Here is a 13,172-nt window from a genome sequence, read left to right as displayed (position 1 = left end):
CTCGTCGGACATCGAGTAATGCTGAACTGTGCCTAATTTCTCCTGCTGCTCTTTATTGAGGTTTCGAACCAAGATAAACAACGTCAGTTGTGACTCGTAGGCCGTAAGCTCTCCGGCAGACAGTGTTTCGATATCCATTTTTTTGATGGTGTCGCGTACTTCCGATACGGTCTTTTCCTCTTCAAGCTCCTTGTTTCGGTTGTCCTTGTTCTGGAGTTCTTTTATTGAGTTGGCGGTTTCAGATAGGGTAGCTGCACCATTTGTTTCGATATATCCGAAATATGGGTCATCGCTATACACCCAGATGGCAAGATGTGCGGTGCCGTTCTCGACTTTACTTCTGAGTTCCTTGGTTACAACCGCCCCTATACGGTTCGGCCATCCCGGCCAAATCTTGACTTCGTGGCCTTGCTTCTCCAATTCGGCCTTTTTGGGGCAATCCTTGTGCATCGTGTAGAAATCTGCTTCGGGGTGCTGCTTTTGAAGTTTCAAGGCAATGCCAAGTTCATATTCGCGCTTTTTCCGTTGCAGGCAGGAGTCATCCTGACATGTTGCCTCACCATCCCCGCCAGCGAAAAGACTGAAATTCTTGGAGCAGTTCGGACATGTATCGCATTCGCCCTTGTCGAATTTGTATCGATCAAGTATTTTCGTATAGGACTGAACTACTCGCTGGTATAAAGCTTTTGCATTCAAATCGTGCCATGAGTTATAGTATTGCTGGGCAAAATGCTGTTCGTACATTCTACCTTGAATGTCCGCGTCGAATTTGGCGATCTCCATTGCTTGGGAAATCGAAATTTCCCCAGCATCGAGCATCTTGCGGAAATCGTCGCTTATGGCAAGCAGTTTCATGCGCCCCCGAACATAGAACTCACTCTTACCGAAGCGTCCGCACAAGTCGGCGATGCTCTGCCCTTTGTCGAGCAGATATTTGAATGCGTCGGCCTCTTCGAGAGGCGAAACGTCTTTACGTTGCAGGTTCTCCGTGATGGCAACATCTACGGCCTCGTCGTCGGTCAGTTCGCGGATAATCGCGGGAATTTCTTTGAGGCCGGCCATGGCCGCAGCACGCCAACGGCGCTCACCGCATACAAGCTGGTACTTTTCACCATGTTCCTCAGTAGGTTTCGGCCGCACGGTGATGGGTTGTAAAACGCCCACGACTTTGATGCTGTCCGAGAGTTCACCCAGCGCCCGCGGATCGAATGTTTTACGCGGGTTCATAGGGTTGATCCCTATCGACGTGATGTCGAGAAATACAAATTTGTTTTCCATAATGTCAATTTATTTTTGGTTAAAAATGTTCATGATGGCATCGACAACATTTTCTTCAACCTGATCCACGGTGCCGGTCACGGTTTGCGCGATGCTTTTTTTTGTTTGGATGATTTTGTAGATGTCCTCGTCGATTGTCTTTTCACCGAGAAAGTAGTAGCACGACACATTGTTTTTCTGCCCGATACGGTGGGCGCGATCCTCGCATTGCTCACAGTCGGCATATGTCCACGGGAACTCTACGAACGCCACGCGGGACGATGCGGTGAGAGTCAAGCCGACCCCGGCAGCTTTGATATTGCAAATTGCCAGTTTGCAGACGGGGTCGTGCTGGAACAAATCGACGGAGCGCTGTTTATCTTCGGCCGACATCCCGCCGCGGATTACAACTGCATTCGGGTACAGTTTTTTGAAAGCATCGCCCAGTTCGATCAGGTTCATAAATAGAATGAGCTTCTCGCCCGATTCGATCAGGTCGTCGATGAATTCCTTTACCTCTTTGACCTTGCCGCGCGCACATATCTGACGCAGGACGTTGATACGTACAATCACCTCTCCCCGTTTAGCCCGGCGCTGCTGTTCATCCGAGGCATCCCGGTATTCCCGCAGGTACTTGATAAGGTCGCGTTCGGCATCCATATACTCCTTGCGGTTGGAAATATCGCAAAGGATCGTCTGCCGGGTCTTGGCCGGGAGGTCTTTCAGAACGTCCTCTTTTGCCCGCTGGTAGAAACAATGCAGGTTCAGCAGGTAATTCAACTCCCGAAGATTGCTTGCTTCGTTCGGCCCGGAGCAATACCTGTTCACAAAATATTTGTATCCTCCGAACTTCGACAGCATACCCATGATATGCAACTGCGGTATCAAGTCTTTCGGCTTGTTCACCAAAGGAGTACCTGACAACAGGTATGTTACGGGTTTTTCTTTGCTGATACCCATGCAGAACTTAGACTGCTGGGCAGAACCGTTTTTGCATCGGTGGCTCTCGTCGATAATCACCGACTTGAAAATGTCGATCGTGGGCCGGAACTTGATATGCGAAAGCATCAGCTTCTGCCCCTCTTTGTTGGTGAACTTCTCCACGAAGTACTTTTTGAGGCTTTCGTAATTCACCACGAAGAACTGCGCCATCCCAGCTTCATAGAACAGATGCCATGTCCGGCGGTTTTTGTCGTTGATGATTATGGCGTTCATCTTATCGCCGCCCCATTGCTTAACCTCGCGCGCCCAGTTGATTTTCAGCGTCGCCGGCGCGATGATAAGGCACGGGAACGCGCGTTGAGCAATCACAGCCGCGATGCTCTGCGCCGTCTTTCCAAGTCCCGGTTTATCGCCTATTATCGTGTGCGGATGCTCAAGACAGTACGCCACGCCCTGCTTCTGATAATGATACAATTCCATAGCAAGGGGAATTTCAACCTGCAATTCCGGCATCGGAGGAATCTCTCCGACCATTTCAGCCCGCGCCGACTGATCCCCCATCCGAAAGCCATACCGCCGGGCAAAGGCCTCGACTGCCGCCCGCTCCCGCGTCGGCACGACCCAAAATTTATTTACTGGGTCATACCGACGACCGGGCAGGTTCTTCACCGCTTCAACCAAATGCCGGCAGTAGCGGAATGCAATGTGGAAGTCTGTATTTACTTGGGTGATCAACATGGTGTTCTATGCCTACGGTTATGCGGACAGTTTTACCGACTTGCCTTTCTTGCGGCCACGTTTGGGGAAATGTGTGCCCTCGGTTTCTGCGGGTGCTTCGGCCGCGGGCTGCTCCGCGGGTTCTGCCGCCTCTTCCGGCGCATCACCCTCGACGCCGGAGATATCCTCGTCGAAATCAAATTCCGCCTGCTTTACGGCACATTTGCCATCAAACAGATAGGCGTTGATCTCCGCGCGGATATTTTCAAGCACCTCGAAAAGTTCACTCACATACGGGTATTCAGTGTCGATATCCGCCACACTCGGCGCACAGAGGTTCAGCACCCGGCCTTTGTCCGTGGTCTTACCGCCGATGATCGTCAGTACTTCGCCCTTCAGTCCATAGGACACCTTGATGCCGCTGATGAATACTTTGTCGAGGCTTTCCCCGAAATCGTAACGGTCAAGGTCGATAATAACCCCTTCGATGCCGCCTACTTCCTTGAGGTCGCACAGCATAGCCATGTGAGGTTTGAGCCGCTCCAGCGCATGGATCAAATCTTCATGGCAGAGCGTACCTTTGTTTACTGCGTACTCGTTTGTTACGGTCGCCGTGCCGTCTGAGATCGTTTCATCGTAAGCCACTTTGAGCGTACGGGCCGAAAGTGTGGCACTTTTAATTTTGATTGTTTTCATCTAAATTCTGTTTTTGTATTGTTCTTCGAATTGGTAGAAAAATTCATCTTCCGGAACCGGTAGCAGGATTCCCATTTCGGCCGAAGCCCAAACCTGCACTTTGTTCATAAACTCGGACATCTGTTTCGTATCGAGGGCAGAGGTCGAGGGCAGCGAAAATGTTTTGTGGCCGAATAGTCCGTATTCTTTATAGCCGAGAAACATTTCTTTGAGCAATATTTTGATCCGGGCCTTATCCTCGCCCGTTTCGTCGGCTATGCAGGAACACCACAAGTGAAAAAGGTTGTTTTGGCTCAGCGTCCGTTTCTCCCGGTGGAGTTTCACGACCACATCGTAACGCTTGCCGTCCGGCAGACGGTCGAGGTAGGCCTTAACAGCCTCTTTGTCTTTGGGTGTCGTGATACGGAAATCTTTCATCGCTTAAAATGGGCTTTCTTCGTACGGTGGGAAAGGAGCTGCGACGGGTGCCGGGGCCGGCGGTCGATACCCCTGCGGTGCTTGGCCGTACTGTGGTTGCTGATAGCCTCCGGCGGCGGGTGACTGCGACCGGGCTGTGCCCTGCTGGTCGCGGGGTTCCTGCTTGAAGCCTTGCAGCACACCGTCCCACCAATTGCCCATCGGCAGGGCATTGATATTGATAAGGTATGAGCTGTCGTCGAAAGTTACGGACGTGCCGATCGGCACCCACTGGGTCTTAACCTCTCCTTGTGAGGTGGTGTATTCCTTCGCCGCGCATACGTTGTGGCGGCCTATAATCTGTTTTGCCATGATTACTCTTGATTAAAGATTTTCGTGTCTGTGATTTTATGGCGGTTGGCCTCGATAAACTCGATGAACTGCTCGCAGTGCGCCGTCAGCAACATTCGCGTTTCTTCCGGCAGATAGGGGTAAAACTCCGTGAAACTTGCAGTCTTCACTGCGCCGCATTGCAGTCGCTTGATCTCGCAGATGTTGTACTCGAAGTATTTTACAAGGGTTCCCATCTGCTCCATGCAGAATGGATATGCGTGGTGCTGCCAATGTTTACGGAAGTTCCCCGCTTGATAACCGCCCGTGGTCTTGATGTCATGAATGCCGAACGGCATCAGCTCGTCGATGTACCCATAAAGCCGGACATCGCCGTACTTGGTCGGCAGAACACCCTCGCAGAATACCTGCGGCAATGCCCCTTTATAGTACTTGGCGAACTCCCAGCAAATCGACATCGGAAATTCATAGGTCTGTCCCCGAAAGTCGGCCGAGAAGATTTGACGCTCTTTGTCAGAACGAAGTACCATATCCTCGCGGCATGTAGCCTTATTCAGTACAAGGCAATCGACAATCTCATTGAAGCATGTTCCCTGATCGGCCGCGGCACTTTGGAATGGCACGCGGTTGATGCGGTCGAGGACGTCCTGCTTGCTTTTCTCACAGAACTCGTCCGGAGTGAGGGTTTCGGGTTTTGTGGAGCTGCCCCAATATTTCTCCCAAATCTCGTCACTGCTCAAATAGCTTTGAAAGCTGTCGAGCAAAGTGGCGTAGAATTGATACCGGATGTTAGGCACCTTGCTCATAGCGACGGGTCGTTTTGTTGAAGGTCAATTTGAGGGCACGGCATTTCTCGCTGAGAAGTTGGCCGGCGGCAACTTTCGACGCGCCGACGTGGTCGAACGTGTCGATGCGATCGACAAAATCGTTTGCCGAAATGTCGTCCGTGATGGCCGCGATGTTCTCCTTGAGCTGCGACATAATCGCCGCGTACTTGTGTCCCTGCTCCTGCAGGCGCGAAAGGTGGTTGTTGTAGGCCTTGATTACTGCGTCGGAAAGGAAGCGGTTCGGCAGGCCGTTGCCCGTGGCCGGATCGACGACACATGGAATGTCGAGCATAGCCGGCAGGTTGCAGGTATTCTTACCGTCGTTGCGGCTCGTGCCATTGAACGTAATCGTACGCTTGTTGCCGTTGGCCTCAATGTAGCCCAAAAGGTCGAGTTCGGTTACAACAGCGTCGTAGTTCGAACCGCTGAACAGGGGAACGTAGCGCGTTTCGTCACCCTCGGTACGTGTTTGGCGGTGTGCTACAAAGATCAGATGCTTGTCTTTCGACATCACCAATTTACAGAACTGCGAAAACTCGGCTTTGATTTCGCCGTAGCCCTGCAATGTGGGGGCTCCGTTTGCACGGCCCAGTTTCGGGTTGCGAGCAATGACATACGCTGCGATGAAGTCGAGAAGTTTTCCAGCCGTGTCGATAACGAGGGACTTGTACGGGCTTAAATCCTCGTTCAGAACCGCCAGTACGTCGTTGTAGGACGAAACCTGCACGGTGTCGCTGATATGCGCCGGATTCACACGCTGTACGCCGTTGTCGCAGTCGATAAGCAGCGGATCGGGAGCTGAGAGGGCCATAGTGGTTTTACCCATACCGGGCTGGCCGTAAATCAGCATCTTGATTTTACCCTGAATCTGAATCTCATTGGGTTTGCGGATCAATGTCATAGTGTTTGATTTTAAATGGTTGAACAATGTTGTGGAGAGGGCGGGAATCGAACCCGCACACGCAGCCTATCTGCGTCACCTGTCGCCCTCGGCGTTTTTTTTGTGGATAAGAAAGAACGTCGGCAATAGTGTGTATGTCTACCGTTTCACCACCTCCCCGGTTGTCCCGTATCGTGGGACGGACGGTTTGGGCGACCCTCACGGGCGGCTTGCACATTGAGTACCCGTTCGTACTCCCGATGTTGTAAAAGGTTTGTTGTATGGTATTCCATGATCGCGGAGCTTTTCCGCATCGAAATCATTTTGCAGTTCCTCTTCATCATCCGAGAACCACATATGGAACTCCGCCCAAATTGGGGCAATCTCTTTGAGGCGAGTAGCATCACCGTCCGGGCGGCGGTCTACCTCGTAGTAAGCATAGAATTTGATTGAATACTCCCAAGCATAGGTGCCGTTGTCCCGCTCGATTTTCATTTCATAGTACGGCCGACCGTCTACCTTGTCGATAATCTCCTCGGCAATCGTCTCATAGACTTTTTGCGGGATGCGGATAACGGGCATTCCCGACGCCGTGCGCTGCCGTTCGCTGTTGGTGATTTGCTCCGTTCCTGTGGTATTATCGTGAGTATTCATGACTTGGGGTGTTTTGGCGTTGATTTTTTACGATGGTTGTGTGTAGGCGCGTCGGGCTTGGTTCAGATTGTAGAGTAGTACATATCCGCCCGATGGGGTTTTGCGGGGCTTAGTTCTGAATAATCCTGCCTTGGTGTAGCGTTGAACCGTTCGTGCGCTGATACCGAGTTCTTTGCATAAATCCTTTCGTCTTACCCATTCAATTGTTTCCATGATGTAATTTTTCTACTTGAATAAGATTGTTAAACTGCAGGAGGAAGCCGCGAGGCTCAAGACCTTCCTTTTTGCGTTGCATGGCCACTCTGTCCATGTCTTTGATCGCGTGATTCAGAATTGCCTTGCGTTTCCGCCTTTCCAGTGTGTTGAAGTCAATGATTTCGAAGTTGTCCATAGTGTCGTGTCGTTTTAGTTTACAGTTTCGGGGAACATTTCAGAGGTCGGGACATCAAACAGTTCGGCGAGTATCTCCCGGCTCTTGGGTTTGGGTTTCCGGCATCCGGATTTCCATGATTGAATCGTCCAAAGGCTGACGTTGCACCGATTTATGATTTCAGCCGTGATGCGGTTCTTTTCTGTCGGTGGTAGCGCGTCGTAGAGCGCCGCGAATGTTTGAGTTTTCTGTTCCATGATAAATTTATTTGAGCCACAGATCACGTTTTGCACGGCAGGAGTCAACCGAGGAACCCGTAGTGCTGAATAAGCGGCCGTCCGTGTGGCGGTAGTCATACTGGTAATAGGTCTTACCGCGATGTTCGAAAGTCGTGTACTTTTCTTTCCCGACCTCACAAGTCGAACATCCGTTTTTGTTAATTGAAGTTTCCATAGCGCAGTGTCAAATTTTTAGTTATATTTGTATTGTACTTTTGTTTGACATTGCAAATTTAAAGAAACGCTTTGAATTGTCCAAATATTTCAAAGCATATTTTTATTTATTCAAAGCGCATAAAATGGAATCAACTGTAAAAGATCGACTTATAAAATATTTAGAGGAGAAGAAAATTTCTAAATCTGAATTTGGAAGACGAATAGGAGTGTCATCTGCTTTCATTACTTCAATGCGCCAATCTATGCAGCCGGATAAATTAGAAAGAATTGCTTTGAATTTTCCCGACTTAAATACAGAATGGCTTATGACAGGCAAAGGGTATATGATCAAAGGGGAAAATTCTTTGATGCAAACAAATTACGAGGATGTAAAGATGATTCCGCTTTTACCTTTGACGGCACAGGGAGGTACTCTGAATGATTTTATCGTATCGGTGAAGCCCGACGATTGCGAGAAGATCGTATCGCCCATTAAGGGGGCCGAATTTGCAATGACCGTTAGTGGAGATAGTATGGAGCCGGAATACCCAAGCGGTGCGAAAATACTGCTCAAGAAGATAAACGAGAAGGCATTTATCGAGTGGGGTAGGGTTTATGTCCTTGATACCTGCAATGGCTCTGTCATAAAAAAAATAATGCCCGGCTCAACGGCCGAGGTAGTCACTTGTATATCTCTCAATCAGCATTATCCCCCGTTTGAAGTCGCATTTGGCGATATGTATGGGATGTATCGGGTACTCATGCTGATGAGTGAAAAATAAAAACTAATTGCGTCACACCCTTTAGCCCACGCCTCTATGAAAAAAAGTCTATTCTTATTTGCATCCATATTTGCTCTTTATAGCTGTCAGAATAAAGAAGAAAAACTAATTATTGAACACTTACAACAAGATAGAATCTACGATTTTGAAATAATAAAATCATTTCCAACCGATTCATTAAAAACAGAATGGAAGCCGGATAATAATACCATTAGAAATTTGGATGAACTAAAACGATGTGTTAGAGAGATAAATGCATCCGGCTATAATAACATTAAAATTACGACTGATGCTGATTACCATATAAAGTCTTTAGAAAAAATTAAAGACGATAAAAAATTAGCCTCAGATGTAAAAAAGTGGTTGCAACTTTGGCATGAATTTAAATATTACCAAGATCTTGTTTACGAACCTAAAGAGAATTTTAAGCCTGAATTCATTGGATGGAAAAAAGTATGCATTGCTAATATTAACGGCAAACGCACAAGCATTGAATTCCAATTCAATAAAAGTAGAGATAAAGTTATAAAGTATAAAGAACTGCAATAGTAATTTTAACTACGTGCAAATTTGCGTGAAAGTAGTTTGACGGCGAATATACATAACGGAAATACAGCTCGTTAAAATAGACCTTTGGCGTTTCATAATCATGAGGTCCCGAGTTCAAGTCTCGGACCCGCTACAAAATACAAAGGGACACTTGTACGCCAGGTGTCCCTTTTTTGTTCCCCGCCTCTCCTCGTCTACCGATCTTCGCACAACCCTTTGTCCCGCCCCGTTCGGCTGTGTCCGTCCGCCCTGTTTTATTTTGCCGCGGCCGGCGAATCCGGGAGGGCATCTTGCTTTGTCCCGGAGGGAGCATTTTATTAATTTCTTATTTCGCATGAAATCAGTTAGTTATATTTTATTACCCAAAAAATATTACTTTGGGTGGTTCTTTTATTAACTTTTTTTACTCAAAAAACATTGTAATAATAAATATTATTACTACATTCGTGTGGAAATAATGCCGTATTTATATTTTTAAAATGGATTGTTATATTATATAAGTGTGATACTTGTGGTATCACATTCCTATTGTAAAATTAATTACTTGTATCGAGATTATCCCCGAATAAATTTCTTAAAATACCCGAAGGAGAACTAACCCATAATTATTCAATCTAAAATACCTGATTATGAAAAAACTTTTTACCCCCCCCCCTGTTGACCGCGTTGTTGTGCTGCATGGGTGCATTTCTTATTGCCTCGTGTTCGGACGACGATGAAAAATGGCCCTCGGAAGTCTCCCAACCTTTCGTTTCCGTGACGGCTGCCGACGGCGATGCGACGATCACCGCCGTCATTTCGGATGCGGACAAGACCATCACGTTCGGGGAGTTCCAGAACATGACCGACCTATCCAAGGTGACGGTTACGTTCGATATGACCTGGGGTGCTATCCTCAAAACGCCCGGCACGGCGACCGCCGAGGTTAACCTCACGTCCCCTTACAGCGTTGTTGTGAACGTGGGCTACCTCCACGAAGAAACCTACCTGATGTCGGCCAAGCCCAAGGATATTCCCAACCCGATCCTCTCCGCGAAGGTGGGCAACGAAGAGGCGGTCATCGCCGGTAACACCATCACGATCGCTTACAAGACGGGCATGAATGTCAATGCCATGGTCTTCGACATCGAGCTGGTTCCGGGCGCTTCCCTGAAGTCCCCCGAGAACAAGACGTTCGACCTCGAATTCGCCGACGGGACGCTGGTGGTCACCTACGGCGGGACGGACTACACCTATGTCGTCAAGCAGACCGGCTATACCGATCCCCTGCTGAGCCAGGGATGGACGGACGAGACGGGAAGTTTCGGCACGCTGCCCAAATATATCAAGGTCTATAAGACCACGAAGCTGAACGGCGTCGACAATAATATCGCCTACATCGCCATCATGGGCCCGCAGTCGACGATGGGCGTTGTCGGCAACGGCTCCGATCTTAAGACGATTCAGGAGCTCGAAAGTTTGGACGGAAGCTGGAACGTATACCTGGTCGGTGTATCTTCTGCCGGTACCGCAGTTCAGACCATCATCCGTGACGGACAGTTCGTTCAGGATCCTCATGCCATCAATTCGTTCGCTACGATCGGGCAGGATAACAACGGTGCCTACAAGATGGCCTGGTCGCAGAAATTCGACGGTAAACTCTATGCGTTCCCGTTCAGGAACGGCAGCAGTTTCACGGCTCGGGTTCAGGGCGACGGTACCGTGTGGGATGCCAAGACGGCTGTTTCCGGAATCCCGATGGTTTTGTGGGACGGTAATATCCTGACCGAGGCGCAGACGATCTGCAACGACGGTAGTAACAGCGGCTGGTATGCCGGTAATCCCGCGTATGCACGTGCTGCGGTCGGTGTCACGGCCCAGGGTAAGGTCTTCGCATTCTGCGGCCAGCAGGTCGAGGGCAGCGTCGGCGTTTCGATGCTCGACCTGGCCAAGGTCATGAAGGAGCTGGGCTGCGTCTCCGCCATGTCGTTCGAGGGCTCGAGTTCGCCGAACATGCGTATCAACAAACACGAAACCGTACTCAACTCCAAGGTCGCTTCGGGCGACGCCGAGAAGGCGATGCAGTGTGCATTGGTCTTCAAGTAACGGAATGTCCTGCCGTCCGGATGACGGTGGCATGGTAAATAATCGAGCCGGCATGTCGTGAGACATGCCGGCCTTTTCCATGCGCTGCGCCGTGGGGATCATGCCCATTTTGCTTCCGGGCGGGGTGCAGCTTTTTTTAGCTGTGGCGACGCGCCAGCTCCGCTTCGAGGTCGGCGATGGAGCATCCGGCGGCTTCGAGCAGCACCAGCAGGTGGTATATCAGGTCGGAGGCTTCGTAGATCATCGCCTCGCGGTTGCCTGCCACGGCTTCGATAACCGTTTCCACAGCCTCTTCGCCCACTTTCTGTGCGATCTTGTTCACGCCGCGCTCGAAGAGTTTGCTCGTGTAGGAGCCCTCGGGCATCTCGGCGTGTCGCCTTTGGATGACGCCCTGCAGATAGCGGATGAAACCTTCCGTCCCGGCCGCGGCCCCGTCGAAGCAGCTCGCCGCCCCGGTGTGGCAGGTCGGGCCGTGGGGGATGGCACGTATGAGGAGCGTGTCGTTGTCGCAGTCGGCGGTGACTGATACGATTTCGAGGTAGTTGCCGCTCGTTTCGCCTTTTGTCCAGAGGCGGCGGCGCGTGCGGCTGTAAAAGGTGACGCGGCCTTCTGAAAGGCTCTTTTCGTAAGCCTCCCGGTTCATGTAGCCGAGCATCAGCACCCGCAGGGTGCGCGCGTCCTGTATGATGGCGGGGATCAGTCCGTCGGCCTGCTTCGAGGCGTCGAGCGCCTCGAAGGGTTTTGCTGTGATTTCCATGGTGTCTATTGTCTTACGTTGATATTCAGCCGGTACAATTCCCGTTTGAGCACGGGGATCGGGATTTCGTTGTAATGGAAGATGCTGGCCGCAAGCGCCGCGTCGGCACGGCCGAGCGTCAGCACGTCGGCAATGTGCCGCACCGACCCTGCGCCGCCCGAGGCGATGATGGGGATGGGCAGCTCGGCCAGCCGTGCGAAGGTCTCGCACGGGTAGCCGTCGCGCGTGCCGTCGTGGTCCATCGAGGTGAAGAGCAGCTCGCCCGCACCCCGCTGGCAGACTTCGTGCGCCCATGCGAAAAGCTCGCGGTCGGTCATGCGTTTGCCGCCGTGGGTCGTGACGCGCCATACGCCGTCGGTCATCCGCGCGTCGATGGCCGCGACGACGAACTGCGACCCGTATTTCGACGCGATGGCGTCGATCAGCGCAGGGTCGCGTACGGCGGCGCTGTTGACGGTGACCTTGTCCGCCCCGGCGTCGAGCAGCCGCCCGGCGTCGGCGACCGATGCGATGCCTCCGCCCACGGTGAACGGGATGTCGATGCGTTCGGCGATTCGGGCGACCAGCTCCGTGAAGGTCTGCCGCCCCTCTTCCGTGGCGCTGATGTCGAGGTATACCAGTTCGTCGGCCCCTTCGGCGGCGTATTTCGCCCCCAGCTCCACCGGGTCGCCGACGTTGCGCAGCCCGACGAAGTTGATGCCCTTGACGGTCTGTCCCTCGCGGATGTCGAGGCAGGGGATTATGCGTTTGGCAAGCATCTTTTCAGTTCTTCGAGGGTGATATGTCCTTCGTAGAGGGCTTTGCCGACGATTACGCTGCGCAGCCCCGCGCCGTCGAGCGCCTCGATGTCGGTCATCGAGGCGATGCCGCCGCTCACGGTGATTTCCACCCCGGGGAACTGTCCCTGCAACCCAGCGTAGAATTCCGCCGAGGTGCCGCACAGCATCCCGTCGCGGGCGATGTCGGTGCAGATGACCTGCGCGAGCCCCTGCGGTGCGAAGCGGGCGATAAGCTCCTGCGCCGTCATCTCGGATCGCTCCGTCCATCCCTGTACGGCCACCGCGCCGTCGCGGATGTCGGCGCCCAGGATCAGCTTCCCGCCGCCGAATTCTGCGAGCCATTCGGCGAACGATTCCGGTTCGCGCACGGCGATGCTGCCGCAGATGGCGCGGCTGGCGCCTGCGTCGAATACGCTGCGCAGTGCCCCGCGGCTTTTGATTCCGCCGCCGTACTGTACTTCGAGCGTGGTTTTCGTCGCCACGCGTTCCAGCACGGCGAGGTTGCGGGGCTCCGACGCCTTGGCGCCGTCGAGGTCGACCATGTGTAGCCGGCGGATGCCCGCCTCTTCGAAGCGTTGCGCCGCTTCCAGCGGGTCGCGGTAGTAGGTCGTCCGGCGGCCGTAGTCGCCCTGCGTCAGGCGCACGCAGGCGCCGCCGATGATGTCCGTTGCGGGTATGATTTCGATTTTCATGTCA

Annotated in this window: 18 protein-coding genes and 1 tRNA gene; 3 read left to right on the top strand and 16 right to left on the bottom strand. The window is 52.0% G+C overall.

What is annotated here, in order from left to right:
* From QVP03_RS00475 to QVP03_RS00420, 13 genes are all read right to left on the bottom strand, one after another.
* The coding region (locus QVP03_RS00475; protein WP_288210574.1) for a ParB/RepB/Spo0J family partition protein at nt 1-1,278 on the bottom strand (1,278 nt) is incomplete at its 3' end.
* 9 nt (nt 1,279-1,287) lie between these two features.
* Nucleotides 1,288-2,937 carry a DEAD/DEAH box helicase gene (locus tag QVP03_RS00470; RefSeq protein WP_256166545.1) on the bottom strand — a complete coding sequence of 550 codons (1,650 nt, stop codon included), beginning with the start codon at nt 2,935-2,937 and terminating at the stop codon, nt 1,288-1,290.
* An 18-nt stretch (nt 2,938-2,955) separates the two neighbouring features.
* Complete coding sequence (locus QVP03_RS00465) at nt 2,956-3,612, bottom strand: hypothetical protein (RefSeq protein WP_022331739.1); 657 nt, start codon at nt 3,610-3,612, stop codon at nt 2,956-2,958.
* Complete coding sequence (locus QVP03_RS00460) at nt 3,613-4,029, bottom strand: recombination protein NinB (RefSeq protein WP_022331738.1); 417 nt, start codon at nt 4,027-4,029, stop codon at nt 3,613-3,615. It lies immediately after the preceding gene.
* Nucleotides 4,030-4,032: 3 nt separating this feature from the next.
* Nucleotides 4,033-4,380: a hypothetical protein gene (locus QVP03_RS00455; protein WP_022331737.1), complete on the bottom strand. Its 348-nt coding sequence runs from the start codon at nt 4,378-4,380 to the stop codon at nt 4,033-4,035.
* A 2-nt stretch (nt 4,381-4,382) separates the two neighbouring features.
* Nucleotides 4,383-5,165, bottom strand: coding sequence for a hypothetical protein (locus tag QVP03_RS00450; protein WP_022331736.1), 783 nt, complete (start codon nt 5,163-5,165; stop codon nt 4,383-4,385).
* Entirely contained in the window at nt 5,149-6,087 is a 939-nt protein-coding gene (locus tag QVP03_RS00445) for an ATP-binding protein (RefSeq protein ID WP_022331735.1), read from the bottom strand. Before QVP03_RS00445 ends, QVP03_RS00450 begins: the two co-directional genes overlap by 17 nt.
* Nucleotides 6,088-6,119: 32 nt before the next feature.
* Nucleotides 6,120-6,246, bottom strand: a tRNA-OTHER gene (locus QVP03_RS00440).
* A gap of 39 nt (nt 6,247-6,285) precedes the next feature.
* Nucleotides 6,286-6,720: a hypothetical protein gene (locus QVP03_RS00435; RefSeq protein ID WP_022331734.1), complete on the bottom strand. Its 435-nt coding sequence runs from the start codon at nt 6,718-6,720 to the stop codon at nt 6,286-6,288.
* Between the two features lie 27 nt (nt 6,721-6,747).
* A complete protein-coding gene (locus QVP03_RS13740; protein WP_353890200.1) occupies nt 6,748-6,933 on the bottom strand; it encodes a MerR family transcriptional regulator in 186 nt (61 codons plus the stop codon).
* On the bottom strand, nt 6,920-7,111 hold the full coding sequence (locus tag QVP03_RS00430) for a hypothetical protein (protein WP_022331733.1): 192 nt from the start codon (nt 7,109-7,111) through the stop codon (nt 6,920-6,922). Before QVP03_RS00430 ends, QVP03_RS13740 begins: the two co-directional genes overlap by 14 nt.
* A gap of 14 nt (nt 7,112-7,125) precedes the next feature.
* The gene (locus QVP03_RS00425; RefSeq protein WP_022331732.1) at nt 7,126-7,347 is read right to left on the bottom strand and encodes a hypothetical protein; all 222 of its coding nucleotides are present in this window, start codon (nt 7,345-7,347) and stop codon (nt 7,126-7,128) included.
* Nucleotides 7,348-7,354: 7 nt separating this feature from the next.
* Nucleotides 7,355-7,543: a DUF3873 family protein gene (locus QVP03_RS00420; protein ID WP_022331731.1), complete on the bottom strand. Its 189-nt coding sequence runs from the start codon at nt 7,541-7,543 to the stop codon at nt 7,355-7,357.
* Between the two features lie 40 nt (nt 7,544-7,583).
* Here QVP03_RS00420 and QVP03_RS00415 point away from each other — a divergent pair, with 40 nt between their 5' ends.
* The 3 genes from QVP03_RS00415 to QVP03_RS00405 all read left to right on the top strand — a co-directional run bounded on the left by QVP03_RS00415 (nt 7,584) and on the right by QVP03_RS00405 (nt 10,940).
* Nucleotides 7,584-8,306, top strand: a complete 723-nt coding sequence (locus QVP03_RS00415) for a S24 family peptidase (RefSeq protein ID WP_276793497.1) — start codon at nt 7,584-7,586, stop codon at nt 8,304-8,306.
* 36 nt (nt 8,307-8,342) lie between these two features.
* Entirely contained in the window at nt 8,343-8,855 is a 513-nt protein-coding gene (locus QVP03_RS00410; RefSeq protein ID WP_022331729.1) for a hypothetical protein, read from the top strand.
* Between the two features lie 678 nt (nt 8,856-9,533).
* The gene (locus tag QVP03_RS00405; protein ID WP_022331728.1) at nt 9,534-10,940 is read left to right on the top strand and encodes a phosphodiester glycosidase family protein; all 1,407 of its coding nucleotides are present in this window, start codon (nt 9,534-9,536) and stop codon (nt 10,938-10,940) included.
* 136 nt (nt 10,941-11,076) lie between these two features.
* On the opposite strand, the gene hisIE is transcribed toward QVP03_RS00405, so the two are convergent.
* The 3 genes from hisIE to hisA are packed head-to-tail and all read right to left on the bottom strand — an operon-like array spanning nt 11,077 to nt 13,168.
* Nucleotides 11,077-11,697 carry a bifunctional phosphoribosyl-AMP cyclohydrolase/phosphoribosyl-ATP diphosphatase HisIE gene (gene hisIE, locus QVP03_RS00400; RefSeq protein WP_022331727.1) on the bottom strand — a complete coding sequence of 207 codons (621 nt, stop codon included), beginning with the start codon at nt 11,695-11,697 and terminating at the stop codon, nt 11,077-11,079.
* Between the two features lie 5 nt (nt 11,698-11,702).
* Nucleotides 11,703-12,455: an imidazole glycerol phosphate synthase subunit HisF gene (gene hisF / locus QVP03_RS00395; protein WP_022331726.1), complete on the bottom strand. Its 753-nt coding sequence runs from the start codon at nt 12,453-12,455 to the stop codon at nt 11,703-11,705.
* Nucleotides 12,437-13,168, bottom strand: a complete 732-nt coding sequence (gene hisA / locus QVP03_RS00390) for a 1-(5-phosphoribosyl)-5-[(5-phosphoribosylamino)methylideneamino]imidazole-4-carboxamide isomerase (RefSeq protein WP_022331725.1) — start codon at nt 13,166-13,168, stop codon at nt 12,437-12,439. Before hisA ends, hisF begins: the two co-directional genes overlap by 19 nt.
* Nucleotides 13,169-13,172: the final 4 nt, after the last annotated feature.

Origin of the sequence: Alistipes sp. CAG:29 (assembly GCF_000435435.1) — a bacterium.
Classification (GTDB): domain Bacteria; phylum Bacteroidota; class Bacteroidia; order Bacteroidales; family Rikenellaceae; genus Alistipes; species Alistipes onderdonkii.
This window is presented reverse-complemented; position numbering and strand designations above follow the sequence as displayed.

Bases quoted from the DNA above. Each gene is read 5' to 3' on its own strand.
- QVP03_RS00425 (WP_022331732.1), bottom strand. From the start codon at position 7,347: ATGGAACAGAAAACTCAAACATTCGCGGCGCTCTACGACGCGCTACCA.
- QVP03_RS00410 (WP_022331729.1), top strand. From the start codon at position 8,343: ATGAAAAAAAGTCTATTCTTATTTGCATCCATATTTGCTCTTTATAGC.
- QVP03_RS00435 (WP_022331734.1), bottom strand. From the start codon at position 6,720: ATGAATACTCACGATAATACCACAGGAACGGAGCAAATCACCAACAGC.
- QVP03_RS00455 (WP_022331737.1), bottom strand. From the start codon at position 4,380: ATGGCAAAACAGATTATAGGCCGCCACAACGTATGCGCGGCGAAGGAA.
- QVP03_RS00470 (WP_256166545.1), bottom strand. From the start codon at position 2,937: ATGTTGATCACCCAAGTAAATACAGACTTCCACATTGCATTCCGCTAC.
- hisIE (WP_022331727.1), bottom strand. From the start codon at position 11,697: ATGGAAATCACAGCAAAACCCTTCGAGGCGCTCGACGCCTCGAAGCAG.
- QVP03_RS00460 (WP_022331738.1), bottom strand. From the start codon at position 4,029: ATGAAAGATTTCCGTATCACGACACCCAAAGACAAAGAGGCTGTTAAG.
- hisF (WP_022331726.1), bottom strand. From the start codon at position 12,455: ATGCTTGCCAAACGCATAATCCCCTGCCTCGACATCCGCGAGGGACAG.
- QVP03_RS00405 (WP_022331728.1), top strand. From the start codon at position 9,534: ATGGGTGCATTTCTTATTGCCTCGTGTTCGGACGACGATGAAAAATGG.
- QVP03_RS00420 (WP_022331731.1), bottom strand. From the start codon at position 7,543: ATGGAAACTTCAATTAACAAAAACGGATGTTCGACTTGTGAGGTCGGG.
- hisA (WP_022331725.1), bottom strand. From the start codon at position 13,168: ATGAAAATCGAAATCATACCCGCAACGGACATCATCGGCGGCGCCTGC.
- QVP03_RS13740 (WP_353890200.1), bottom strand. From the start codon at position 6,933: ATGGAAACAATTGAATGGGTAAGACGAAAGGATTTATGCAAAGAACTC.
- QVP03_RS00465 (WP_022331739.1), bottom strand. From the start codon at position 3,612: ATGAAAACAATCAAAATTAAAAGTGCCACACTTTCGGCCCGTACGCTC.
- QVP03_RS00450 (WP_022331736.1), bottom strand. From the start codon at position 5,165: ATGAGCAAGGTGCCTAACATCCGGTATCAATTCTACGCCACTTTGCTC.
- QVP03_RS00430 (WP_022331733.1), bottom strand. From the start codon at position 7,111: ATGGACAACTTCGAAATCATTGACTTCAACACACTGGAAAGGCGGAAA.
- QVP03_RS00445 (WP_022331735.1), bottom strand. From the start codon at position 6,087: ATGACATTGATCCGCAAACCCAATGAGATTCAGATTCAGGGTAAAATC.